Raw genomic sequence first — 25,906 nt, 5'->3', positions numbered from 1 at the left:
TACTAGCATTGGTCTATCTGTTTTATGTACCAAGATTTCATTTCTAATTTTTAATTTTTAATTTCTAATCAGAAATTAACTCTAATGAACTCGCTCCGACTAATAACTACCTACTCTCCCTGGCTTATACTTGCCTGCCTTGCAGCTGGTTTGCTTTATGCATGGCTGCTGTACAGTAAGCGCGCGCCTTGGCCCAAGAGTATGAACTATGCGTTGGCAGCAGTCAGATTTGTAGTGGTAAGTGTTCTCTGCTTTCTATTGCTGGGTCCCCTGGTACGATACGTAGCCAATACCACCATAGAGCCTACCATTGTTTTCGCTATCGACAATTCTCAGTCCGTACAGCTATTTTCTGATTCCGTTCAGCTACAGAAGGCACAACAGGAGCTTCAGGAAATGGTAGCAAGATTGCAGAGTGAAGGCTATAAAGCGGAGGTCAGGACACTTAGCGGAGATTCAAAACAAAACATTAGCGACATCAATTATTCCTCAGAGACCTCAAACCTTAACCAACTGCTTTCGGATGTACAAACCGAGTATGCAGAGCAAAACCTGGTGGGGGTAGTACTGGTCTCAGATGGAATAGTAAACCAAGGCATCTCCCCAACCTACGCGAATTACAGCTTCCCCATTTATCCCGTGGCAGTAGGAGACACTATTCCTAAGAAAGATGTGCTGGTGGCTTCTTTGCGTTACAACAAGGTAAACTACAGTGGTAACCGTTTTCCACTGGAGGTAGAGCTGCAACAAGACGGTTTTAGCGGTAAGGCTGCTACGGTAACTCTCAAGGAAAATGGAAAGACCATTGCCACTAAAAATGTTACCCTACAGGCAAACCAACCTGTGCAGCAGGTGCCTTTTCAGGTTTTGGCTAACGGACTTGGAAAACGGCATTACGAGGTAGAGGTACAACCCCTGCAGGATGAATTCACCACCCTTAACAACACCAAACACGCCTATATAGATGTGGTGAAGGGCAAGATTAAAGTACTTGTTGCAGCTGCTGCACCCCACCCGGATATCAAATCAATCAGGGCTGCTATCGAGTCTAACGAGAATTACGAAACAGAACTATACATCCCGGGCCTCACACCGCTGAAGCAGCAGGATTATGATGTAGCTGTGCTTCACCAGTTGCCTGGCCGGGTAGCTGGAAGTGAGACGGCCATGCGGATTGTACGCCAGAAGAATTTACCTGCTTTATATATTCTCGGCCCACAAAGCGACATCGGTGACTTTAATCGGCTAAAAGTAGGGCTCAACATAAGCTACAGCGGACAGGCAGATGAGGTTACGCCTGTTGCCAACACTAACTTCAGCACCTTCACTTTACCTGAAGCTGCCTCAGAACGCCTGCAGCAATACCCGCCGGCACAGGTGCCTTATGGTGATGTACAGGTAAGCCCGAATACCGAAGTAATTCTTTACCAGCAGGTAGGGCGGGTTAAAACTAACAAACCAATGCTGGCTGTGCAGACTTCCGGAGAAAACCGGAATGCCACCATGCTTGCATCGGGAATCTGGCAGTGGCGACTCATGGAGAATGCCAATAACGAGCAGCCGCAGGTGTATGATAAGCTGATCACTAACCTGATTCAGTTACTCAGTGCGCCCCGTAATAAAAAGCGTCTGAACGTTTACCCGGTACAAACGGAGTACACCAGTGCTGATGAAATACGCTTCAATGCTGAGGCCTATAATGAAGCACTGGAGCCTATTTATGGGCAAAACATCACCCTAAGTATAAAAGATGAGGCTGGAGAGACAAAGAGCTTCAACTTTGCCAACGGCGAGAACCAATCCGGTGTAAATATTGGCACCCTGCCCGGCGGCCGGTATACTTATTCAGCCGCTGCCCGGATAAATGGGCAACTGCAGCAGGACAAAGGAGAATTTATAGTAGAGGAACTGCAACTGGAGGCACTCAATGCCGTGGCTGACCACAACCTGCTTTACCAGCTGGCAAATAATACTGGCTCTAAGCTCTACCAGCCAAACCAGCTACAGCAACTGGAACAGGATTTACTTGGTGCTGATTATCAGGCAAAGATTTACAGTTCTGAAGAGTTAAAAGAAATTGTAGATATGAAGTGGCTGTTTTTCCTGCTTCTTGGCTTGATCTGTACCGAATGGTTTATCCGGAAATATAACGGAAGCTATTAAAAGCTCCTGTTGCTAAGTTCGAAAGAACTAAGAAAGGCTGCATCCAATAGCAAGAGCTTCTTCCTTTTCAATCAACTGTATCAACCCTGAAACTATGACCGCAACAGCACCAACCCCTCTTATACTCCAGACCGATAGAATGTACCTGCGCGAGCTGTCGCCGGAGATGTATGGCTACCTTTTCTCTCACATCACTGATGATGAAATTTCAACTTATTTTGGCTTTAAGACAGAGAAAGAACTGGAGGCAGAAAAAGAGAAATTTCAAAAGGGTTATGCTACTTACTTTTTCTCTTTTAAGATCTTTCACTTACTCGATAAGCAGGATAACAGGATGCTGGGGATGTGTGGTTTCCATACCTGGGTACCCAAACACAGAAGAGCAGAAGTAGGGTATAACCTGCTGAATGACGCTGACAAAGGCAAGGGATTAATGAAAGAAGCACTAGGTGCTGTACTGGCTTATGGCTTTGAACACATGAACCTGTACAGAGTAGAAGCTTTATTGGCTGAATATAATGTACCTTCGCTTAAACTCTTGAAGTATTATGGCTTTAAAAAGGAGGGTACTGTAAGAGGCCACTACATTGTTGATGAGGTAAATGAAGATTCAGCTTTGTATTCTATACTACTTCCGGAATTTGAACAGCTGAAAGAGCAAGAAACCGCAGAGACGCTGTAGGCAAGCATTTTTAACTCCTTATAATAACCTCCGGTTCTTAATCAAAATTTAACAAATACTTTGAAATACTTTATCCTGAACAAACCCTTTGAGGTACTCACACAGTTTACAGATGAAGCTGGGCGGGCTACATTAAAAGACTATGTGCCAGTCCCAAATATTTATCCGGTAGGCCGCCTTGACTACGACAGCGAAGGACTTGTGCTGTTAACAGACGATAAACAACTGCAGCACCGCCTTTCTGACCCGCAATTTAAAGTAGAGAAAACGTATTGGGTACAAGTAGATGGCAATCCGACAGATGAAGCCCTTACTAAGTTAAGACTGGGGGTACAGATCAAAGGTACGAAGACCTCCCCTGCCAAAGTACGTACTTTAGAGGAAGAGCCACAGGTCTGGGAACGATCTAAACCTATACGTTTCCGGAAGAACATCCCTACCTCCTGGGTAGAGATAAAGATTTCACAGGGAATGAACAGACAGGTGCGCCGCATGACCGCTGCAGTTGGCTATCCAACCTTACGCCTTATAAGACCGGCTATTGGTCCGCTTACTTTAGGTGACCTTCAGCCGGGCGAGTACCGCGAATTGACCTTGGAAGAGGTAGCTGCGATTAAAGGTTTGGCAGCAAAGGCTCAATCCCCCAAAGGTAACACCAGGAGTAAAAGTTTTGGAGGTGCCAAAGGAAAGAGAGGCGGTCAGAGCGGCTTCAGAAAACAGATAAATTAAGCATGCAGCTTCGCGTATGAGTACTTCTGCACCTCCCCTCGTGATTACTGTTGATGATAACCTTCTTCTGCGGGAAATCACCACGGCGGATGCTCCTGCCATTTTTAAGCTAATTGACAGCAACAGAGTTTACCTCCGTAAGTGGCTTCCATTCGTTGACTATACCAGAGCTGTTTCCGACACTGAATCTTACATTTTAGGAGTTACTGAAGCAGGAAATTTTTCTGACCTGGTATTTGTGATTCTATACCGTGAGCAACACGTGGGGGTTATTGGCTTTAAGGGAGTTGACCTGTTAAACAAGAAACTTGAAGTAGGCTATTGGTTAGCCGAGGCCCACCAAGGAAAGGGAATCATGATCCGCTGCTGTAAAGCAGTTATCAACTATGCTTTTGATAAGCTAGACATAAACCGTGTTCAGCTTAAGGTGGCCATTGGCAACGAGAAGAGCAAAAGCATACCTCTAAAACTTGGTTTTAAGAAAGAAGGAGTCGAACGGGATGGCGAGTTAGGTAGCATGGGAGTATTTTATGACCTGGAAGTATACAGCCTGCTAAAGCGAGAGTGGCAAAAATAGGCTTTACTCCTTTTGCTTGCCCTTTCCGGTACCTAACATCAGGGATATTGCCCGCATATCTTTGTGCTTATCTGCAACAAGCTTAAGGATAGCCAAAAAAGGAATAAAAAGAATCATGCCTGACGCACCCCATAGAATGCCTCCTGCCACAATAGCTAGTAGAGTAAACAACATATTAACCTGTAACCTGTAACTCACAGCCATTGGAAAGATAAGATTGGCCTCCAGGTATTGCACTACTGCAAACACAATAACCACCCCTAACGGATACCAGATACTATCAAATGTTACCCACGCAACGGTTATGGGCAGGATAGCTCCGATAACAATGCCGACATAGGGTATAAAAGTTAAAATAGAAGCAATTATTCCAAAGAAAACTGCATGAGGAATACCTAATAGCAGTAATCCAATACTATTCAGAATTCCCACCACTACATATACCACTACCATTCCCTTTATAAAATTATAGTATGTAGTAATTGTTTCATTCAGTATTATCTTTAAATTTTTATGTTCAGATCTGGAAAAGAGAGAGAATAACGCTGCGGCCAACTGTTCACGATAATACAATATAAGAGCAGCATAAAGTGGTATCAGTACAAGAAACACTACTCCTACTGCAGATGTATAAATTAATTCCTGTGCCATATTAAAAGCACTGGTGGCGACCTCTGTTGCCATACTTTCCAACCATTCTTTTTGCCTGGCGGTGTCAATCTCATAGGTGTGTTCTAAATATTCGCTGAGCTTACTCCAGGTTTGAGAGAGCTTGGCCTTCAGATTTGGCCACTCATCTGTAAATCGTATTATTTGCCTTACCAGTAACCATAGCAGCATACCGAAAGCTCCCAGAACAAGCAGGAGACAGAGTGCAATTGTAAGCCACCTAGCCAGCCCCTTGTTTTCGAGCCACCTGCAGACAGGGTATAATATGAAACTTATCAGGAGTGCAAAGCTCAGGGGAATAAACAGGTTACGCCCAAAGTACAGCAGCAGAGAAGCAACCAGTATAAACAGGAGCAACTTCAGCCAGTTAACTTTGGTTTGGTTATACATACTGCCGGTTATGTAAGTTTAAAAGCTAAAGCTTTAAAAATATTTTAAGTTCTAAGTCAATTAAATAGAAGAAAAGTAGACTTACCTGTTTTCATCACAGCTTAACACCAGAATCTGCTTTTCTAGGGATTAAAATACAGTCAACGCACCACCTTTTCCAACACCTACTAATTTCTTTTTTGTTTTACGGCATATATATTAATCACACTTCCTGTTCACCAACAAAATCATTACAAACCAACTAAATTTTTGTACCCTTTTACTAAGAATGTATGCGCATAAGCTTTTTACAGCGCACCACATCTCCCTGATTATATTACAATTACGTATAATAATTAGGTATAAAGGAATGAGTATAAAATTAACGATATTACTTTTTTTTGTACTGTTCTCAGCAAGCGCCCAACAACTAAATTTTTCCTGGGGTAGTCCTATTAACAGAGACCCAAGGCAACTAAGAAATATGGAAGTAATCGGTGTGGATGATGACGGCTTCTTTACTACATATGAATCAGACAACCAGGTAACGCTAGAACATTACAGCCCTGAAAATATCAGGCTCTGGACAACTGCCTTAAGGCCAACAACACCAGGAGGCAAACCGGCTACCTTCCACAGTATGCAAATGATAAAAGGCGCATTGTACATGATCTCCAGTTCTAAAAAGGAGCGTGAGACAGTCGTATATGCCCAGGAGATAAAACACAACGGTAACTATTCCCCTGATGTCATTCCTTTGGCCCGTGGTAAATTCGGAAAGCACATTAAAATCGCTACTGCCGAAGACGAGGCAGCTCTTATCGTGGTACTTTCGGGTGATAACAGGCAAGAGATAACATCAGCACTTTTAACAAGTAAGTTAGTGCCTCGCTGGACAATGGCCTTTACTTCTGGGGGCGATATGCAGGATGTGCTTGTGCATCCGGACGGCACAACATACCTGCTGACCAAGGCTTTACCAGCGGCCCCGGCAACTACCTCTTTTTACCTATACCGGCTAGAGGCTAAAAGTGGTAAATATGAAGAGGTTGTTTTAGGCCACAGCGACTACCGCCCCTACAAGGCAAAACTAGCTGCCGTACCCTACCGGGAAACAGTAGTAACAGGATATATGATCCCTAGCTCATCTGTGGCAAGTCACAATCCTGAACCTATTGGCACATTCTATTACAGGTTTAACGAAAAGAATCTACGTAAACCTGTTGTTGCATATACTCCATTTGATCAGGACTTCATTATTACCTACAAGCGTTTAAAACCAGATAATGACCGTATTCAACGCCTGCGAAACCTGCAGCTAGACAGAGTGGTACCTGCTAGTAGCGGCGGTGTAATTCTTATTGGTGAAGTAAGCTTTCATTTAAATAAAGCTGGCTTTTCTATCCTGCACAACCACGACATCATTATTACACGCCTCCGTGGTAATGGTTCTATGGCTTATATCACTAGTGCCAATAAGCTACAAACCAGCACTAAGAATGACAGGAGGCTTCACTCCTACTTTGCTACTGCTATTGATAACTCATTACAAATCATATACCTCCATTTTGAATACGCTAATAATGCTGGTATTTCATTTTCTTCCGGCTCCCAGCCTGCAAGTAAAACGCCCGTTCTAATAAACATTGAACCTGACGGAACAAAGCATATACATCCTATCAAAGATTCATCTTTCGGTCATGCCCATGACTTCCAGATTTGTCCAACTTCGGCTTATCAAATGTCAGAGAAGCAGTTTATTATACTAGGTTTGGGAGAAGGCTTCTATAGGTATGGACGGATGAGCTTCAACTGAGGCGTCTGCTTTACCCGGAACTCATCTTCCCACAATTTTTGTAGTTGAAGAGTCTTTATCGCTTTCTGCATTTCATCATGAATTCTTAGCAGGAGAACGCTGTTGTAACAGCGGCGAAATGTTTATATTTGAGAATCAAACTAATCTAAAATTTTCACCCTACCATGAATAAATGTACCTATCTGAGCATGTTCCTGGCGGCGGCCCTTGCCTTGCCTTTAGGCACAGCAGTTGCGCAGGACAAAAAAGATGATAAGAAGTGGAAAGTAGACACTGCCCACGGAAAAGAAAAAGAAATCTCTGTAACCACCGACGAAGGCACCTGGATAAGCCTGGACGTGAGTCCGGATGGCAAAGAGATCGTGTTCGACATGCTCGGCGACATCTACATCATGCCTGCCACAGGCGGTAAAGCAAAGCTGCTGCGCACAGGTCGCCCTTACGAAGTACAGCCACGCTTCAGCCCCGACGGCCAGTTTATCTCCTTCACTTCGGATGCAGGTGGCGGCGACAACATCTGGATCATGAAGCGCGATGGCTCTGATGCTAAGCAGATCACCACTGAAAACTTCCGGTTACTGAACAACGCTGTCTGGACGCCGGATGGCCAGTACCTGATCGCACGCAAGCACTTCACCAACACCCGCTCATTAGGTGCCGGCGAGATGTGGATGTACCACCGCTCAGGCGGTGCAGGTGTGCAGCTTACAAAGCGCAAAAACGACCAGCAGGACGCCGGAGAGCCGTTTGTATCGCCGGATGGCAAGTATGTATACTACTCTGAGGATATGAGCGGCGGCTCTACCTTTGAGTATAACAAAGACCCGAACGGCCAGATTTACGTGATCCGCAGAGTAGACCGGAACACAGGCGAGGTCGAGAACGTGGTAACCGGTAACGGTGGCTCTGTGCGCCCAACTATTTCCCGCGATGGCAAGCACATTGCTTTTGTGCGCAGGGTGCGTACAAAATCGGTACTGTTTGTGCAGGACCTGAAAACCGGCGAGCAGTGGCCGATCACAGATAACCTGAGCAAAGACCAGCAGGAGGCCTGGGCTATCTTCGGCGTGTACCCTTCCTTCTCCTGGACACCGGACAATAAGAGCATCGTGTACTGGGCGAATGGCAAGATCAATAAAATAGATGTAGCCACGCAGAAAGTAACTAACATACCTTTCGAGGCTACCGCTACCCATTACATTGCGGATGCCGTACGCCATGATTTCAGCAAGAATGGAGGTGTATCTCCGAAGCAGTTTGAGGCCAAGGCTATTCGCCATGCCGTGACTTCTCCGGATGGTAAGCTACTGGTATTTAACGCTGCCGGCCATATCTACAAGAAGGAGTTGCCGAACGGTAAGCCGGAGCGCATCACCAACAGCCAGGACTTCGAGTTCTACCCTGCGTTCTCCCCAGACGGAAAGCACATTGTTTACTCCACCTGGAACGACGATAACTATAGCACGCTGATGAGGCTGGACATCCGTAAAAAGAATGCGAAGCCAACAAAACTTACTTCTGAAAAAGGATTCTATTCTAATCCGGTGTTCTCTCCAAACGGGAAGTATATCGTTTACAACAAAGAAGGCGGAAACAACCACATGGGCTATGCGCATGGCAATGATCGTGGTATTTACTACATGACAGCTGAAGGCAAAAACTCTACACTGGTACAGGAAAACGGTTCTTCGCCACTTTTCAACGCAACTTCTGACCGCATTTTCTTCACAGCCCGTGCCGGCGATAAGTATGCCTTTAAAAGTGTTGACCTGAAAGGGAAAGAAGAGCAGACGCACTATACTTCCAAGTATACCGAGCAGTTTTACCCAAGCCCAGACAACAAGTGGATTGCATTTGTGGAGCTGTTTAATGGTTATGTGGCTCCGTTCACAGCCAACGGTTCTGGTTTAGAACTAAGTGCCGAGACAAAAGCAGTACCTGTTGCCCGCTTCACCCGCGATGCCGGCACTAGTGTACATTGGTCAGGCGACAGCAAAAAAGTAAACTGGGTGCTGGGCGATGAGTATTTCTCAAACGACCTGAAAGACCGCTTCACATTCGTGGAAGGCGCTCCTGATAAACTGCCTGCCATCGACACAACGGGTACTAAGATCGGCCTAGTACTGAATACAGATACGCCGGAAGGCAAAGTGGCATTCACCAACGCGCGCATCATTACCATGAAAGGCGACGAAGTAATTGAAGGCGGAACGATTGTAGTAGACGGCAACAAAATTGTAGCCGTTGGCAAAAACGTAACCGTACCGAAGGATGCCAAAGTAATTGACGCTGCCGGTAAAACCATTATGCCGGGTATAGTGGATGTGCATGCACACTTAGGTACTTTCCGTTTAGGTATGAGCCCGCAGAAGCAGTGGTCATACTATGCTAACCTGGCTTATGGTGTAACCACTACCCACGACCCGTCTTCTACTACCGAGATGGTATTCAGCCAGTCCGAAGCAGTGAAAGCCGGCAACATGGTTGGCCCGCGTATTTTCTCTACAGGTACTATCCTTTATGGTGCAGATGGCAATTTCAAAGCTGTGGTGAACGGCATTGATGATGCCCGTTCGCACCTGCGCCGTTTAAAGGCGATCGGTGGTTTCTCGGTGAAAAGCTATAACCAGCCACGCCGTGAGCAGCGCCAGCAGATCATTCAGGCTGCCCGCGAACTGGACATGACCGTGGTACCGGAAGGTGGTTCTACGTTCTTCCATAACATGAGCATGATCCTGGACGGACACTCTGGCATTGAGCACAACATACCTGTTGCCCCGCTTTACAAGGATGTAGTGGAAGTATGGAAAGCCTCACAAACCGGCTATACCCCTACCCTGATTGTGAACTATGGCGGTAACTCCGGTGAGTACTACTGGTACCAGAAAACCAACGCCTGGGACAAAGAGCGTCTCCTGAAATTCACACCTCGTTCAATCATTGATGGTCGTTCACGCCGTGTGACTTTAGTGCCGGATGAAGAGTATAAGCATGGCCATATCCTGTCATCAGAAGCGTGTAAGCAGTTAACAGATGCCGGTGTGAAAGTAAACTTAGGCGCACACGGACAGTTGCAAGGCTTAGGCGCACACTGGGAACTTTGGATGCTGCAGCAAGGTGGCATGACGAACCTGGAGGCACTTCGTGCAGCAACGCTAAATGGTGCTGAGTACCTGGGCATGGGCAAGGAGATCGGCTCCCTGGAAACTGGTAAACTTGCCGACCTGATCGTGCTGGACCAGAACCCGCTGGAGAACATCCAGAATACCGAGCACGTGAAGTATACGATGGTAAATGGTCGCCTGTACGATGCCGCTACCATGGCAGAAACGGGTAACTACAACAAGCAGCCAGGCAAGTTCTGGTGGGAAAACAGCCGTACCGCAACTGCCTTTGACTGGCACGAAGGTACTGATACCCGCTTTGAGGGCATCGCCGGTGAGCATTGCACTTGCCGTCATTAAGAACATAGAAGTATAAAAAGCAAAAAGCGGCTGCTCCGGTTGGGGCAGCCGCTTTTTATTTTAACAGTAATCATAGTGTGAGTAAAACGAAAATATAAAATTTTTCCTGGACTAACAAATGCCAGACTGTCCCCTTGAGGGGACTACAGGGGTGTAATCGTGCATAGGAAAATCCTTCTCAAAATGTTCGCTGCTTTTCTAGAATCCAATGTTCTATAGTTCTCAAAACATTCTGCATATTCCTTTGTAGCTTCTGATCCTCAGTCTTACTTGCCTACTGTTTAATTTCTTGCTTTGGCTCCCTCTAGGCCGGGAGGCCTCGTCCTTGGGCATCGCGCGGTGTATCTGAAGCTGCCATCGGCTGCGCCTGCAGGCTGCCCTTACGGGCACCGCAACAGCTACAAGGCGCTCAACCCAAGGACTGGGATCAACTCGATAGCCTAAGCCTTTGCTATGGAAGAGAGTAAGAACACCTTCTTTCATAGCAAAGACTTTGGCGTAGTGCCCCACCGACGATTTTTTGTTTGAGCGTTCAGCGAGTTCAAAATCGTCTTGATTCTTTTGCTTACTTTTCTCATCAAGGAGAAAAGTAGGGCCTAGCCGGCGAGGCGAAAAGCTAGCTGAAAGTACTTCAGTACCTTTTAAGAAAGCGGAAGTGTAAACAAATGAACAGATCTTTGTCCTTTTCTATAGTTAAAAACGAGCGTGGACGCTCGCGCCATGGACTTTACACTTACCTACTCCTTCACCGCCGCCAGCACTCTTTTTATCAACTCATTCTGCTTACCATCATGCCAGCGCCATACGATCACAATATCATGCTCCGGATCTATCCAGATGGTATTCTGCCCTGCGCCCAAGGCTGCGTAGCTGGTGGTGGGAGCATCGGGCCAGGCCTTGCCTTCGGTGTTCAGCCACCACAAGTAGCCGTAGTCCGGGCCTACAGCACCGCGTGTGGTGGCTTCTTTGATCCACTTTTCAGATATCAGCTGTTTGTCTTCCCAACGGCCGTTGCGCAGGAACAGGTAACCAAAACGAGCTTCGTCGCGGGTGTTGATCCACAGGCCGCCACCCCAGCGCGTGCCACCGCTTACCGATGGCATTTGCTTTCCGTTAATCTCTACTACAGAATTTCCGTAAGGTACCCACTTCCAGGAATCAGAGGCATCGATCGGATCCATAATCTCATCTTCCAGCACCTCCGGCAATGGCTTCTCCCACAGGCGAAGTAGTGATAAAGCGAAGCGGTTGATGCGGGTATCGTTGTACTCGTAAAAGCTGCCCGGCTCCTGGATTTCACGTGGCTTCCGTTCTCCGCGGCCAAAGGCTTCTTTACCTATAAAATCATCTTTCTTACCCCACATCTCACCCTGCCACTCCGATGTCTGTCGCGCATGGTGCTCCCATGTCACTTTGCGATTGTGTTCCGAATCGTAGCCGCCGTCTTTCACATACTTTGCAACGGGGTCATTTATATTTTGGATCATGCCCCTGTCTATGGTAAGGCCAAGGAGGGTAGAGAGAAAACTCTTAGCCACACTATAAGTAGGGTCAACAGCCTCGGTATCCCCCCACTCTGCCACAATGTAACCATCTTTAAGAATGATACCATTGGTACTAGCCCTGCTTGCCGGCAACGGACCGAGCGGTTCTCCGAATATATCTTTTTGGGTAGAAAAGTCTTTCTCGATCTGTGTTGTCTCCTGCATCTTCGCCCACTCAACAGCCTCTTGCAACAACGCCGCATCCATGCCTACTTCTTCCGGCTTTTTATGCTTCCAATCGTCGCCTTCTTCGGGGTAATAATATTTCTGGCTTACCTGCTGCGTACTAGCAGTCCCTAAGGTCTGCTGTGGCTGTTGCTTACAGGATAAAAAACTAATCGCAATGGCCAGGGCAAAAACTGTATTCTTGATCATCTTCTTAAGAATGGTTACTGAAACCAATCTACGAAAAAAGAAGCTGTCACCCGCTATCAGGAGAGAACAAAAAGGAGTACAACCCTGTACACCTATACCTAATAGAAACTTAATGATGCTACAGATAAAAGTATACTCCGACTATGTTTGTCCTTACTGCTACTTTGGAGAGGTAGTGCTGGAAAGAGCTTTGGCTGGGATCGAAGGAAGAGAAAAAGTTAATGTGGAGTGGATGCCCTTCGAATTACGATCAAAGCCTACTCCCACGCTTAAACCTGAAGGGGATTACCTGCAGAATACCTGGCGTGATTCTGTTTACCCGATGGCTGACCAACTGGGAATTGAGATGAAACTCCCACACGTATCACCGCAGCCTTACACGCACCTGGCTTTTGAGGGCTTTCAGTTTGCTAAGGAAAAAGGTTTAGGCGAAAAGTACACTGACAGAATGTTCCGGGCCTTTTTCCAGGAGGAACTGGATATTGGAGATGTGGCTATACTTACGAAATTAGCCGGGGAGGTCGGGCTTGATGAAACGGAATTCAGAGAAGCCCTTGAGAGCAGAAAGTATAAAGCAGCACATCAACAGGCTTTGAAGCATGCTTACGAAGAAATAGGTGTCCAGGCTGTACCTACCTTTATTATCGGGGATAAAATTGTGCGCGGACTCCTGCCCGAAGAGGACCTGCGAAGGCTTATAAAACTGGAGCTGGAAGAGTAAAATCTTCTAACTCCAGTTTATACTTTTACCAGCCTCGTTTTCTGCCACCTAATATTCCACCCAGTAAGCTGCCTAGCCCTCCAGAGCCCATACTTCCATAGCCTCGTCTGCCGTTCAGTCCGCCAAGTATAGAGGCCATAGAACCCAGGCCGCCAGACCGACGCATGCCTCCCATCATTCCACCTAACAGGCCACCAAGCAAACCGCCACCGGCTAATCCGCCCATACCACCCATCATGCCTCTGCGCCTGCCACCACGCCGCATCATGCCGGCAATAACAAGCGGGGCAACAACACCCAGCATCCCTTTTACCATACCCGGGGAAATACCTGCATTTTTAAACATGTCGCCAAAGCCGTTCTTGTTCATAAAGGAGTTGGAAGTCGGGTCTTCGCCATGCTGCTGCGCGTCCTCGGCTTTGTTTACATACTGCTCCAGTATGCTGTATTGCTTCTGGTCAACCTGCAGGTAATCGGCTATGTCCTGAATATGCTTTTGTTCTTCCGGCGTATACTGTCCATCTGCTTTGGCGAAGGCGATGATATCTGTAATGAACGGAAAACGAAGCTGGCTTTTCTTGAGCACGTCCAGGCACTTTTGCAGGTTGATCTGCGATGGGTTCTGCGCAATTTGCACCACCTCTTGCTCTACGTTCTCCGGCATCTCAGCAGCTTCGCTCAGTATCCGCAGAAACTCCAGTTCCTCTTCCGATGCTTTGCCGTCTACGGAAGCAATAGTTGCCAGCGCACCCAGGTAGGCACCTTTTTCTTCGTTTGTATAATCTTTTAGTAAGACGGTTTCTTCTTGTTCCATAGCTGTTAAAGTTTGTATAGAATAGAAATAACGGCAGATGTGACTTTAAGTTAGAGAAGCACAGATAGCTTTGTGCAAAACAAAAGGCCCTGTAGTATAGCATACTAAAGGGCCTTTATAAACTATAAGAAAGGAAAATTATTTCATCGGCACTTCCATCAACAGCAATTCTGCATCGGCATCAGCCTTGATGGTAAAACTATTCGTGTCGGATATACCCATGCCATCGCGTTTGCTCAGTTTCTCCCCGTCAATCTCAACTTCGCCTTCCAGCACAAAAGCATAAACCCCGTGATGTGGCATGTGCAGTTTATACTCCTCAGAGAAGCCCGACTTAAGGGTACCCAGTGTAAACCAAGCATCCTGGTTGATCCAGATGGCTTCCCCATCTTTATCCGGCGACACCACCGTTTGCAGTTGGTTCTGGCGATCTTCAGGTTTAAAGGACTTCTGCTCGTAACGCGGCTTTATATCACGCTCCTTCGGGAACACCCAGATCTGCAGAAACTTTACTTCATCTGTTTTGGAATGGTTGTACTCCGAGTGAGTTAAACCAGTACCTGCCGACATGATCTGCACCTCGTTTGTGCGGATAGTCTTTTCATTGCCGGTGCTGTCTTTGTGCGCCAGTTCCCCTGCTAAAGGTATAGAAATGATCTCCATGTTATCATGGGGATGGGCCCCAAAGCCCATACCGGGTGCTACGGTATCATCATTCAGGACGCGCAGCAGTCCAAATCCCATCCGCTCCGGATTATAGTAGCTGGCAAAGCTGAAACTGTGGTAAGAGTTCAACCACCCATGGTTTGCATGGCCACGTGTATTTGCTTTATGAATTACTTTCTTGCTCATAGCTGTATTTTATTTCTGTTCCCATTTACCATTGAATACGATCTCGTGAAGCGGTTTACGCTGCCTTGGTGCCAGTTCTCTGGCTTTTAGCTGCTCCGGCAAACCTTCCGGGTCGCCTACATAACCAACTGCACCCATTGCTACAGCCTCAAAGCCTTCCGGAATATCTAAGGCTTCACGAGCTTTTTCAGCACTGAACCCGCCCATTAAATGCACATGCAGGTCAAGGTCTGTTGCCTGCAGTACCAGGTTAGCTGTTGCCATACCTACATCGTGCCACGCGTGGCCGTTTGCATTCCCGTTAAAGTCGTACGTTCTTTTGGCAACCGAAACGAATAGAACCGGCGCTTTTTTTGCCCACACCTGGTTCGCTTCTACCAGGCAGCTCAGCAATCTTTCATAAGCTTCCTTATCATCTTTGGTGGCATAGATAAAACGCCACGGCTGCTCGTTCATGGCAGAGGGTGCCCAACGTGCCGCTTCAAAAAGCGCCTGCAGCTGCTCCTGCTCTACTGGTGTATCTGCAAAAGCCCTTGGGCTCCAGCGGTTTTCGATCAGGTTGTGTACGGCTATTTTATTTTCTGTTGATGTCTTAGTCAATTGCTTATATTCTCGTAGTTAATAGTAGCTCCTATAACTGAAGCTCAAATTTAATGTACATACATATAATGTACAAACATTACAGCATTTTTGTTCCTAATCCGGCTAAATAATATCAAGATTATATTTTTGTAAATAACCTTGAATAAATTCAACGAAAGGAATTAATAAATTAAAGATTCCCTATATTTGAACTCTTGTATTTGAAAGAATTCTTATAGAAATACCTTCTTATATGCACCCTCCCCACACGGCTGTTTATAGTGCCGCCGCAAATGAAAACTTATTTGGAATTTCAGAAGAAGTTTCTGCTGCTTTAAAAGAAGCCCTGACAGCTATATATCGTTACCCTGATCCGCATGCTGAACCATTAAGGCAGGCGATATCTCAAAGGCTTCATGTTTCCCCTGATGAAGTAGTAGTAGGCAGCGGATCTGCTGAACTGATCTCTCTTCTAATCCGGGCACTGTGTAAACCATATCCTGAAGCTTCCATACTCTCACTTGAACCAACTTACCCGCTCTACCGCTATGAGGCAGAAGGTCTTGGAATAGTTTTTGACACTGCTCCTCTCACCAGCAGCTATGATTTTGATATTTATGCGATATTATCAAAAATCACAGCTTCTACCCGGCTTGTGTTTTTATCAAACCCTAATAATCCAACAGGAGCTCACTTAACGCAACTACAGGTGGAGCAGTTAGTAAGAGAGGTTCCTGACCATGTAGTGCTAGTGCTTGATGAGGCCTATATTGAATTTGTAGACGCTTCAGATTATGGATCGGGGCTACCTTACATCCAGGAGCGAAAAAACCTAGCCGTACTGCGCACCTTTTCCAAAGCTTATGGTCTAGCTTCCATGCGGGTTGGCTATTTAGTTGCTAATAACGCCCTGCTTTCTAAAGTTATGCAGGTAAAGCAACCTTATAATGTAAATCACCTGGCACAGGTTGCCGGCCTGGCTGCCCTAAACGATACAAACCACTTGAACTATACACTATCAGAAACAGCTGCCGGAAAAGTACACCTACAGGAAATACTGAATAACCTTGGGGTACACTGGTGGCCATCGCAAGGCAACTTTTTATATGTGGACGCAGGCATACCCGCTGCTCCCATAGTGGCTCAACTTCAGGAGCGAGGGGTGCACTTGCGAAGTTCCAGCAGCAAGTTTGGTGTTCGGGTAACAGTCGGACCTAAAGCGCACCAGGATTACCTGCATGAGCAGTTGAAAAACATACTTTCTCCAGAGAAGATATGGGCTGACACGGTACTTGCCCAGATTTTAAAGACGGGAACCCAATTAGCAAATTCTGATGAAAGTGCCGCGACAAAGGAACTTACCTCTTTATCGCAGCTGGCGAATGGGGATGGTACAGCGGCAGAAAGAATTGCCCTGGCATTTGTACATGCTTTTACTACCTGCCTGGGTACAAACGGGCATGCGCATGCTGGCAACCTGTACAGCAGCACCTATGGCGTAACAGACATGATATCAGCTTTTAACGTGCTGATGAAGTCTACCCCACTAGTTACGTTCGGGCATTGCCTGGCTAACATAGCCATCGCGGACGCTGTGGCCGGTGCATCCGAAATACATGTGCTGGATCTTGGCATAGGCAGCGGATTACAGTGGTTGCACCTGATGGATATGCTGGCAGACCGAAATGCAGGTGATATTAAACTCAGGATAACAGGCATTGACATACCTGCAGCAGGAGAGGAACCTGCTGTTCGTCTCCGTTTAACAGGTGAACAACTTCAGGATTATGCTGACAACAAGGGGTTAAACTTTACATATACTGGTATTGCTCAGAAACTGGAGGATATAAACCTTCAGGAACTGCCTTTTTCACCAACGGAAACCCTTGTGGTGAACTCTGCTTTTACCCTCCACCACCTGCCCGACCAATTGGTACTTGAGCAGGATTACCGTGACCGTATTTTGCAGCAGATTAAGGCACTGGCTCCAGCCCTGCTTACCATCACTGAACCGGACTCTGAGCATAACCGCCTGAGTTTTATGCCACGTCTCCGGGAATCGCTGCGCCACTACTACACAGTGTTTGATGTGCTCGACACACTACTGCCCCCTTCCCTGCCGGAGCGCAAGGTAATTGAGCAGGAGTTCTTTGGAAGAGAGATCATTAATGTAATTTCATGTGAGGGAGTAAATCGGGTTGAGCGACACGAGCGCAATGAAGCCTGGCTTCAACGCATGGTACGGAATGGGTTTAAGGCCGCTGACACCCAGATTTCTCCAGAAAGCTTAGTCCAAGCCCTGAATTTGCACGAGAATTTTTCTTTAGAAAATAACGGTGCGGGTTACACGCTCTGCTGGAAAAACACACCAGTCGTGGCCACCACATTCTGGAAATAAAACAGCTCTTCAACTAAAGAGAAGGAGGAGGTTAAGCACCTCTACTCTTTAGTTGAAGAGGCTTAAACACCTAGTTTCCGTAATGCTAACAGGCAAAGCGCAACAGAGCCGGATACATGAATTTCTCTGTTCATAATCATACCTTCCACTTTATCCAGAGGCACTTTAAGCACTTCAATATTTTCAGTTTCATCCAGCTTTTGCTCCGCCACTTTACGTGCATTGCGAGCCATGTAAAAGTATATTTTATTAGTATCCTTGGTAGGATTATCAATTACCTCCAGCACGAGCTCCATGTCATCAGAAGAATACCCTGTTTCTTCCAGCATTTCGCGACGGGCAGCATCTTTCGGATCATCCTCATGCTCGTCTATAACGCCACCCGGTAGTTCAATGAAAACCCCTTGCGCTGCATGTTTATACTGGCGCACAAAGATTACCTCATTGTCCTCTGTCAGCGGAAAAGTTAAAACGACATCTGGCCGTACGCTGACGTAATAATCATCCAGCACTGTTCCGTTTGGCAGTTCTACTTCATCCCGGCGAAGGGTGTACCATTTCTCATTGAATACAAGTTCAGATTTCAGCACCTTCCAGTGCTTTGGTGTAGGGCTATGTTTAGGAGTTGACATGTGTGCAAGTTAAAATTAAAACCGTAAAAAAAGCCACGCCTGCATTAGAAGCAAGCGCGGCAAATTGTTTGTTTAAGGCAAATATTATCTGGTACCGTTCTGGTCTACCATGTACTGATTTTTTCCGGTGACCTTTCTTTCTACAACCTTTTGCCAATCCTGGCCAGTGGCAGAAAGGTACTCCGATTCATTCCATTGCTGGTTCTGTTTCAGTTGTTCATCCACTTCCAGGATATAAAGCTCATGTCCCGGTCTTTCCTTAACCCTAAAGCCGCAGGAGCGCATCATGGCCTCAATACAGGCTCGGTTAGGAGCCCACCAGTTCGTAATGTCACCAGCCATACGCTTTTCGATGAATGCCATCTTAGGCCATCCATCCTCCTGCATCCGCTTACGGTCATTTATATCAAAGTCATCGGGTGTTTCAACAACCTGTTCCCCGGGCATGGAAAGTGTCTGGAACACCATCTGTCTCCTGCACTTCTGCGACAGAATATCAAGGGAAAGTAAAGGGTAACGCAGGTGATAGAGCACTCCCATGTACCAGATCAGGTCAAACTGGCTGTCCAGGCGGGCAACGTCGTACACCTGCATTTGCTTAAGCTCTATTTTATCTTCGAGGCCGAACTGCTTTGCCGCCCACTCTGCCTGCCGCAGGTAATGAGGATCCACATCTATTCCTAAAACGTGGGCACCACGTTTGGCCAGTTCTATACTATAAAACCCGGCATTACAGCCTATATCGAGCACTTTCCATCCAGTAAGGTCAGCAGGAATATGCGGCTCCAGCTCCTGCCATTTAAAACGGGGAAAATCTCCTAACCTGTGATGCGGTGCGGTTTGTTCTCCGTTTGGTAAATGCAGGTTATGAAACCAAGGCCCTAGCTGCTCTATTTCAGACATAATGTTTATCGTATTGTTGCTTACTTAACTTTGATTTAACTAACCACGGATGATTTTACAGTCATCAGTTCTGCGGCATACCGTATCAGTTCCTGCGCACGGTGTGCAGCAGTGTGGTTTGCTAAAACCTTTTTACGGGCTCTTTCCCCAATCATTTTACGCTCCGATTTACAGATCTCCCGAAGGTATCGTAAAGTGTCTTTTGAGGAGCGTGAAACCAGTATCTCCTCCCCTATTTTAAAGAAACTGTCGAGTCCGTCCCAGTAATCTGAAATGATCGGCGTACAGCACGCGGCAGCTTCAAAAAGACGTACGCTTGGAGAATAACCTGCCTTTATCATGTCAGCGCGGGTAATATTCTGTGTGAATCGCTGGCTGTTGTAAAAATGGCGATGCTCTGCTGGCGGTAAATGATGAATGTGCTGTGTGTTTTCAGGCCACTTTATACTTTCAGGGTATTGCGGACCAGCTACTACAAAACGACCGTCTTTCCACTCCCGCGCCGCATCCAGCATCAGCTTTTCGAGTGGCGGCTGCCGATCATCGGAGTACGTACCCAGGTAACCTAGATCCCATTTTATCTCCGTTAGCTCCGGATAATATAAAGTCGGATCGAAGGAGCAGTAAAGTGGTCTTGCCTTAGGTGAATCATACTCCTTCTCCAGCATTCTCAAAGTGGGTCCACCTGTGAACGACAAGTACATGTCGTACTTTGGAATAAGGTCCGGATGCAGGTACTCATAATCCTCCCTCTCCAGTTTAGCAAGCGTTACCGGTGTATCGATATCATAAAATGCCTTTACTCCATGCGCTGTTTTCACTACCCACTCACCTACTTCCACACCCTCCGGCACATAGGAGCCAACTATAACCATGTCAGCATCCTGCACCTGCTCCGTAAAGCGCTGCTTTAAATCGCTGAGTGAACTGTAGAGTTCAGTCTGGCAATACTTCGGATCTGGAAGATCCCGGTTACCGGCATACCATGGCACGTCGCGCTCCAGGAACAGTACCTGATGCCCCAGATTATTTAGCTCGCGTACCAGGCCCCGAAATGTAGTGGCGTGGCCATTACCCCAACTAGAGGTAATAGATAGTCCAAGGATTACGATGTTCATGCCAATGCTCCTTTCTTTCGTTCTATTTTAGCGTACAGCAGTTTCTCCAGTTGCTCAGCACGGTGACTATAGGTATGCGCTGATAATACTTTCTTATACGCCGCCTCCCCAATTTGCTTTGCCTTATCTATGGTGAGGTCTGCAAGTAGGGCGGCTACTTCAGCACCATCTTTGGCAACTAAAATCTCTTTATCAGGCTCAAAGAAAAAGTCGATACCCTCCCAGTAATCCGTTATGATGCAGGCACCTGCACCTGCTGCTTCGAAAACCCGGGTGGCAGGTGAGAAACCATAACGAGCCATACTTTCACGACTGATGTTCAAAACCACTTTCGGGGTGCAGTTGAAAGCGTTGTGATCTTTTGTGTATACATGCCCGATGTATTTTACGTTATCAGTCATTTGTTTATCGCCCCAGCCACTGCCTCCGATGATGAACGTCTTGTTTACCTCCAGGGCCGCAGGCTTCAGGAAGAATTCTTCCACCCGCGCTTCACGGTCCGGTAAGCGGTTTCCCAGAAAGGCAAGGTCTGCCTCAAAACGTGGATCCGGATCAACAGGAAAATGCGTAGCAGTGTCTAAAGCATTATAGATCGGTACGCATTTCTTTGCGCCCAGTGCTTCATAAGCATTCACTACAGGGTCGCCGCCACCATAGGTCAGGATCATGTCGTACTGCGGAATCAGTTGCAGAAACTGGTCATCCGGATTCTTATGAACCCTATCCAAGGTAGCCGGGGCATCCACATCCCAAAACACAACCAGGCGGTCATCCGTCTGCAGTTTCAGAACCTCGCGCTCCAGTAATTCATCAAAAACGCCAACCCCACTGGCTTTCACCACCATGTCAGCTTCGGCGGCTTGTTCCAGACATTTTAAGGCAGCTTCTTCTGTGGCTTCATACACTACTACTTTCGCCCAATCCGGATCATCCATATCGCGGTTCTGCTGGCGTTCGTAAGCATCCGGCTCATAAAAAGTTACCTGATGCCCCCGTTCACTTAAAGCTCTTACTATTCCTCTGTAATAGGTAGCCGCACCGTTCCAGTACGCTGACACCAGGCTGGAGCCAAAAAAGGCGATATTGAGTTTCTTATGCTTCATGAAGGCTTTTTTCTTTTTGAGTGAGATAGATCTTTGATTTCGCTATGCCCAGCTCCTCGCACACTTTCTCCAGTTCATTTACACGATGGGCACAGGTATGGCGGCTCTGGATAGTTGCCAGACCATGCGCTGCCACTTCTTTAGCTTTTTCAGGATTATTGATAATGGTTTGCAGGTGCTGCTTCATCTCCTCTCCGTTGCGGGCTACCAGGAAATCTTTGCCAGGTGTAAAAAGATGCTCCGCATCATCCCAGGGAGATGAGATCAGGGGAATGCCACAGGCCAACGCCTCAAATGGACGAATGGTAGGAATACCTGGCAATGCTTCCACATAAGGCCTGCGTGGTACGTGCACAGTCACTTTATATTTGGCAAACTCTTCGGCAGCTTTATAATTCGGCAGCCATCCGCCATACGCAATGCCTGCTTCAGCTAATGCTTTACGGGCGTGTTCCGGGTACCGGACACCGTATATTTTTGCTTTCAGGCCCAACTCCTTTACAGGATTGATAAGGAACTCATGCAGCTCTGCCGTTCTTTCCTCATCACCCCAGTTCCCAATCCATATCAGATCGCCTTCAGGCTCTTTTTTATCGTGCGGGAAAAATACAGCGGTATCAGCGGCCTCATGCCAGGTCCAGGCTTTTTGTGTCCATCCCTCTTCCAGGTACAGATCCCTGATCTTCTGGCCAAATGCTAACACACCATCATAGTGCCTAAGGTCATACTTGGCCATGCTTTCACGCTCAGTAACTGCCCGGTGGTGGGTATCATGAAACACTAGTTTATACTTACCCCCGTTTGCGCGGTGCTCCCCGATTCGTTTAACCAGATCGTGCTCATTCCATTCATGCACCAGCACCAGGTCAGCATCATACAGTACCTCGTTCAGGTTTATACTTTCAGGGGAGTAGAAGTTTGTACTGATGTTAGGGTAATATTCTTTCAGTTCGTCCAGTTTCTCTTTACCATACCCTTCTATCAGGTTTTGTAAGCTCCAGCCGTTTTCAGGCTCATATACTTTTACCTGGTGCCCCCGCTCCTCTAACTCCCGCACCACACCACGCAGGAAATGAGCATTTCCATGGTTCCAGTCCGATAATATTGAGTGGTAGAAAAGGGTGATTTTCATAGTTTGCTATTAAATGAGTGTGTTTTAAAATGAACAAATGAGTGATTGCATGACCATATTATTCTGTCATTCCTGAAGAATTCACATGTTCATGCAACCACTCATTAAAAAATTTTTGCTACACGCTTACAACCTGCTTCATCAACTGCCGGTAAACGTGATCATAGTCCTGCCCCATCGGGTCAGCGGTATAGCCATGGGAGCGCTTCACAGCACGGCATGCCATGATGTTTCTTCCGAATTCGTCTTCTATCAGGTTATTGATAGTATCACGAAGTTCATCAGCATTATTTGGATCCACGTATTTGGCGGCATTGCCCCAGATCTCCGCCTGGCTGTCCATTTTACCTACTACCAGCGCACACCCTGACATGGCAGCCTCGAGTACAGTTAAACCAAAAGGTTCATATTTGGCTGGCAATGCATAAATAGAGGCCCGGGATAGCCAGTCTGACACTTCATTTTCGGATAATTGCCCCAGGAAATGCACATTCTCCAGGTCAATGGTTTTACCTGTAGCCGGATGCTTATCATCACCGGCAATATATACCGGCCACTGCAAATCTGAAGCAATGTGCGCCAACATGGAAATATTTTTTGCCTCATCCCACACACGGCCCATGCTAAATACAAACGGCTCTTTCTTACCAAACTGGAAGCCATGCTGCCCCCGTCCGTTATATACTACAGTGCTGTTCTTGAAAGGCCCGTACAGCGCCTCTGCCTGGTGCATCATCGCCTGTGTTGGCGCAACTACCATGTCAGCTGACTGGAGGCCTTTTGTAACGAGCTCTCTGTACTTGTCCCATTCCTTAGGGGCGTCCTCATCTTTTACAGCTTTCCACCAAGACATTACACAGGAGTGTACCACCACTACAGTTGGCAACTCAAAATCCAGGGCGCCGTGCACCATGCTGTTCAAGTGAACCAGGTCGGGTTGTACTTCATCCTTCAGTTTTAATAGCCATTCACCGGCTTTCTCAACATCCTCCCAAGGGTTTTCCATCCACTCCAGCTTATAGTCGCTTTCATAAACGGTCAGGTTGTCAATCTCATCAGCCTGCCTGCGCTGCTCAGTTGTTAAGGGAGCTCCCATAGTAGCTAAAGCTACTTCTGTTTTGAACGGCGCCAACGCTCTTACCAACTCCAGTGAATAATTCCAGACACCGCCTACAGTGTCTGCCGTCATCAAAATCTTTGAAGGATGATGTGCTTCCATGTTATTATCTCCCGTAAATTTTATCTAATACTTCTGCTACTTTTATATATTCTTCTGCTTCATTATTATAACCTTCTCCTTTAGCCAGCCTTTCTGCCCAGGCCACTCCGGCTCGTCCCATCCAGTCGTCTGGCGGCGAACAAAGCTTTTCGGTTTTGGTGCCGTGGTAGCGCTCTGCCACAAAGTCGTAGAAAGAGCCGTTCACATTCTTGAACGCCACGCCCCCTTCTGTACCGTAAAAGGTAGCACTGATGATAGCCTCCTGCCCGGCTGGTAAATTCCAGGAGCAGCTCAGCTGTACGTGTGTATTGTTTTCCAGTTCAATGCTTGCCGAAGCATAATCTTCTACCTTGCCTTCTGCCATACTTATGGGCTTTCCTTTCGAAAACAGCTGGCTCTGCACGTTTCTTACTTCAGGAAAGTTCATCGACCAGAGAGCTAGATCAACCAGGTGTACACCAAGGTCTATTACGCATCCTCCACCTGAAAGCTTCTGCTCATAAAACCAGGCTTTATCAGGACCATACGCGTTGTGGAACACCAGCTCAATTGCATAGATGTGGCCAAGCTCGCCGCTTTGTACTACCTTGTATACCTCCTGCATGGCCTTCGTAAACCTGTACGACAAGTCAACACCCAGCAGTTTGTTATTCTCTCTGGCAGCCTCTACCACACGCTTTGTTTCCTCGACATTACGTCCGAGTGGCTTCTGGCAGAAAACTGCTTTGCCTGCATCTAAGGAAAGGGTGCTCTGCTCTGCATGAAAGGCGCTGGGAGTAGCAATCACAACTCCGTCTACTTCAGGCTGGTGCAGGATTGCTTCCAGAGAATGAAGTTGTTTGGCTTCAGGGGCACTCTTTTGCGCCTCTAGCGCATTTTGCACAGCGGTATCCGAAATATAGGCCACTTCTCCTGCTTGATGCCTGGAGATCACTTCCATTCGGTTACGGCCAATCCAGCCTACGCCAAGAAAACCAAGTTTTGGAACAGAAGATGTGGAGGATGATGAAGAAGCTAAAGAGCCTTTTTCTTTATCAAGTACAGTTTCTTGCATGCTAGTGTATCTAGTATGTTATAAGAGCTTTTACAAATCCGTCGGGCCGGTTTGTCAGTTTATCAAATGCCTGACTTATATTATCAAGCGTATAGGTATGGGTATAAAGTTTCTCAGGGTTGACAGTTCCTTCTTCTACAGCCTTAACAGCCAGCTTTATACCATTGATATATTCTTGCGGGTCACGCTCGTGGGCATTTATCACGTCCAGTCCACGCCAGTTCCAGAGTTGAATATTTACCTGCCGCATGCCATCCTGATGAAATCCTGCAATGATAAGTTTACCACGTTCGGCAGAAAGTTCACCAGCCAGGTTCAGCGGCCATTCTTTTCCGGTGCACTCTATTACGCGCTCACAGAACTTTCCGTTGGTCAGTTCCTTCACTTTTTCAATAATTTTATAGTGGTCGTCCATCCGGATGATTTCATCTGCCCCACATTCCTTCGCCATCTCCAGAGAGAACTCCCTCTGCGACACGGCAATAACTTTTGCGCCGGCATTTTTAGCCAGCTGCACCAGCAGTGCACCCAGGAAACCGACACCAAGTATAGCTACTGTTTGTCCTGCAGAGATATCGCTGCGTTTGAAGATGTTCATGGCGCAACCTAATGGCTCACCCGGGAAGGGCTTGCCTGCTATTGCATCCGGCAGCTTTACCACCTTGTCAGCATCAGTCAGATCATATTCTGCGTAGGAATTGTAAGACAAAGCTGCCACACGATCACCCACTTTCACAGTGGTTACACCCTCGCCTACGGCGTCTACCACACCCCATCCTTCATGACCGGGATTACCAGCTTCTACGGGATAATTGAACCACTCCCGGCCTTCCCACACGGGTATGTTAGAAGCACAAAGACCGCAGCCTTCCAGCTTCAGACGCACCTGGCCCTTCCCAGGCTCAGGCAAGGCAACTTCCTGCACCTCAATTTTGTTTGGTGCTGTAATTACAGCTGCTTTCATAGTTGTAGTTCGGGTGTTTGCCACAG

At 47.0% G+C, this 25,906-nt stretch carries 21 protein-coding genes; 8 read left to right on the top strand and 13 right to left on the bottom strand.

Features of this window, described 5'->3' with window-relative positions; genetic code table 11:
- Nucleotides 1-84 precede the first annotated feature (84 nt).
- From ACFSRY_RS13595 to ACFSRY_RS13580, 4 genes are all read left to right on the top strand, one after another.
- Nucleotides 85-2,163: a VWA domain-containing protein gene (locus ACFSRY_RS13595; RefSeq protein WP_377508536.1), complete on the top strand. Its 2,079-nt coding sequence runs from the start codon at nucleotides 85-87 to the stop codon at nucleotides 2,161-2,163.
- 94 nt (nucleotides 2,164-2,257) lie between these two features.
- Complete coding sequence (locus ACFSRY_RS13590; protein ID WP_377508532.1) at nucleotides 2,258-2,845, top strand: GNAT family N-acetyltransferase; 588 nt, start codon at nucleotides 2,258-2,260, stop codon at nucleotides 2,843-2,845.
- Nucleotides 2,846-2,905: 60 nt separating this feature from the next.
- The gene (locus tag ACFSRY_RS13585; protein ID WP_377508529.1) at nucleotides 2,906-3,574 is read left to right on the top strand and encodes a pseudouridine synthase; all 669 of its coding nucleotides are present in this window, start codon (nucleotides 2,906-2,908) and stop codon (nucleotides 3,572-3,574) included.
- Nucleotides 3,575-3,590: 16 nt separating this feature from the next.
- Nucleotides 3,591-4,151, top strand: coding sequence for a GNAT family N-acetyltransferase (locus tag ACFSRY_RS13580; RefSeq protein ID WP_377508525.1), 561 nt, complete (start codon nucleotides 3,591-3,593; stop codon nucleotides 4,149-4,151).
- 3 nt (nucleotides 4,152-4,154) lie between these two features.
- On the opposite strand, the gene ACFSRY_RS13575 is transcribed toward ACFSRY_RS13580, so the two are convergent.
- Entirely contained in the window at nucleotides 4,155-5,210 is a 1,056-nt protein-coding gene (locus tag ACFSRY_RS13575; protein WP_377508521.1) for an AI-2E family transporter, read from the bottom strand.
- Nucleotides 5,211-5,673: 463 nt separating this feature from the next.
- Between ACFSRY_RS13575 and ACFSRY_RS13570 the strand changes: the two genes are divergently transcribed.
- Nucleotides 5,674-7,005, top strand: a complete 1,332-nt coding sequence (locus ACFSRY_RS13570; protein WP_377508518.1) for a hypothetical protein — start codon at nucleotides 5,674-5,676, stop codon at nucleotides 7,003-7,005.
- A gap of 164 nt (nucleotides 7,006-7,169) precedes the next feature.
- Complete coding sequence (locus tag ACFSRY_RS13565; RefSeq protein WP_377508515.1) at nucleotides 7,170-10,469, top strand: amidohydrolase family protein; 3,300 nt, start codon at nucleotides 7,170-7,172, stop codon at nucleotides 10,467-10,469.
- Between the two features lie 737 nt (nucleotides 10,470-11,206).
- On the opposite strand, the gene ACFSRY_RS13560 is transcribed toward ACFSRY_RS13565, so the two are convergent.
- A complete protein-coding gene (locus ACFSRY_RS13560; RefSeq protein WP_377508511.1) occupies nucleotides 11,207-12,388 on the bottom strand; it encodes a serine hydrolase domain-containing protein in 1,182 nt (393 codons plus the stop codon).
- A gap of 112 nt (nucleotides 12,389-12,500) precedes the next feature.
- Between ACFSRY_RS13560 and ACFSRY_RS13555 the strand changes: the two genes are divergently transcribed.
- Nucleotides 12,501-13,109, top strand: a complete 609-nt coding sequence (locus ACFSRY_RS13555; protein ID WP_377508507.1) for a DsbA family oxidoreductase — start codon at nucleotides 12,501-12,503, stop codon at nucleotides 13,107-13,109.
- Nucleotides 13,110-13,134: 25 nt separating this feature from the next.
- Here the strand turns inward: ACFSRY_RS13555 and ACFSRY_RS13550 are convergent, their stop codons facing one another.
- From ACFSRY_RS13550 to ACFSRY_RS13540, 3 genes are all read right to left on the bottom strand, one after another.
- Nucleotides 13,135-13,923 (bottom strand): tellurite resistance TerB family protein, encoded by a 789-nt coding sequence (locus ACFSRY_RS13550; protein ID WP_377508503.1) that lies wholly within the window; start codon nucleotides 13,921-13,923, stop codon nucleotides 13,135-13,137.
- 138 nt (nucleotides 13,924-14,061) lie between these two features.
- Nucleotides 14,062-14,775 carry a pirin family protein gene (locus ACFSRY_RS13545; RefSeq protein WP_377508500.1) on the bottom strand — a complete coding sequence of 238 codons (714 nt, stop codon included), beginning with the start codon at nucleotides 14,773-14,775 and terminating at the stop codon, nucleotides 14,062-14,064.
- Nucleotides 14,776-14,784: 9 nt separating this feature from the next.
- Nucleotides 14,785-15,375 carry a nitroreductase family protein gene (locus tag ACFSRY_RS13540; RefSeq protein ID WP_377508497.1) on the bottom strand — a complete coding sequence of 197 codons (591 nt, stop codon included), beginning with the start codon at nucleotides 15,373-15,375 and terminating at the stop codon, nucleotides 14,785-14,787.
- A gap of 235 nt (nucleotides 15,376-15,610) precedes the next feature.
- Here ACFSRY_RS13540 and hisC point away from each other — a divergent pair, with 235 nt between their 5' ends.
- Nucleotides 15,611-17,755: a histidinol-phosphate transaminase gene (gene hisC / locus ACFSRY_RS13535; protein ID WP_377508494.1), complete on the top strand. Its 2,145-nt coding sequence runs from the start codon at nucleotides 15,611-15,613 to the stop codon at nucleotides 17,753-17,755.
- A 62-nt stretch (nucleotides 17,756-17,817) separates the two neighbouring features.
- Here hisC and ACFSRY_RS13530 read toward each other — a convergent pair whose 3' ends face one another.
- The 8 genes from ACFSRY_RS13530 to ACFSRY_RS13495 all read right to left on the bottom strand — a co-directional run bounded on the left by ACFSRY_RS13530 (nucleotide 17,818) and on the right by ACFSRY_RS13495 (nucleotide 25,880).
- Entirely contained in the window at nucleotides 17,818-18,387 is a 570-nt protein-coding gene (locus ACFSRY_RS13530) for an NUDIX hydrolase (RefSeq protein ID WP_377508491.1), read from the bottom strand.
- An 84-nt stretch (nucleotides 18,388-18,471) separates the two neighbouring features.
- Complete coding sequence (locus ACFSRY_RS13525; protein ID WP_377508488.1) at nucleotides 18,472-19,290, bottom strand: TIGR04290 family methyltransferase; 819 nt, start codon at nucleotides 19,288-19,290, stop codon at nucleotides 18,472-18,474.
- A 35-nt stretch (nucleotides 19,291-19,325) separates the two neighbouring features.
- Complete coding sequence (locus tag ACFSRY_RS13520; protein WP_377508485.1) at nucleotides 19,326-20,408, bottom strand: CgeB family protein; 1,083 nt, start codon at nucleotides 20,406-20,408, stop codon at nucleotides 19,326-19,328.
- Complete coding sequence (locus ACFSRY_RS13515; RefSeq protein ID WP_377508482.1) at nucleotides 20,405-21,511, bottom strand: CgeB family protein; 1,107 nt, start codon at nucleotides 21,509-21,511, stop codon at nucleotides 20,405-20,407. The genes ACFSRY_RS13520 and ACFSRY_RS13515 overlap by 4 nt, the downstream gene beginning before the upstream one ends.
- Nucleotides 21,501-22,643, bottom strand: a complete 1,143-nt coding sequence (locus tag ACFSRY_RS13510; RefSeq protein ID WP_377508479.1) for a CgeB family protein — start codon at nucleotides 22,641-22,643, stop codon at nucleotides 21,501-21,503. Before ACFSRY_RS13510 ends, ACFSRY_RS13515 begins: the two co-directional genes overlap by 11 nt.
- 118 nt (nucleotides 22,644-22,761) lie before the next feature.
- A complete protein-coding gene (locus tag ACFSRY_RS13505; RefSeq protein ID WP_377508475.1) occupies nucleotides 22,762-23,862 on the bottom strand; it encodes a glycosyltransferase in 1,101 nt (366 codons plus the stop codon).
- A gap of 4 nt (nucleotides 23,863-23,866) precedes the next feature.
- Nucleotides 23,867-24,916, bottom strand: coding sequence for a Gfo/Idh/MocA family protein (locus tag ACFSRY_RS13500; RefSeq protein WP_377508471.1), 1,050 nt, complete (start codon nucleotides 24,914-24,916; stop codon nucleotides 23,867-23,869).
- A 10-nt stretch (nucleotides 24,917-24,926) separates the two neighbouring features.
- Nucleotides 24,927-25,880, bottom strand: coding sequence for an MDR/zinc-dependent alcohol dehydrogenase-like family protein (locus ACFSRY_RS13495; protein WP_377508467.1), 954 nt, complete (start codon nucleotides 25,878-25,880; stop codon nucleotides 24,927-24,929).
- Nucleotides 25,881-25,906: the final 26 nt, after the last annotated feature.

This window comes from Pontibacter locisalis (genome assembly GCF_042684605.1).
In the GTDB taxonomy this organism is placed as follows: Bacteria; Bacteroidota; Bacteroidia; order Cytophagales; family Hymenobacteraceae; genus Pontibacter; species Pontibacter locisalis.
The sequence above is the reverse complement of the archived record's forward strand: the minus strand, read 5'-3'. Positions and strand labels throughout refer to the sequence as shown.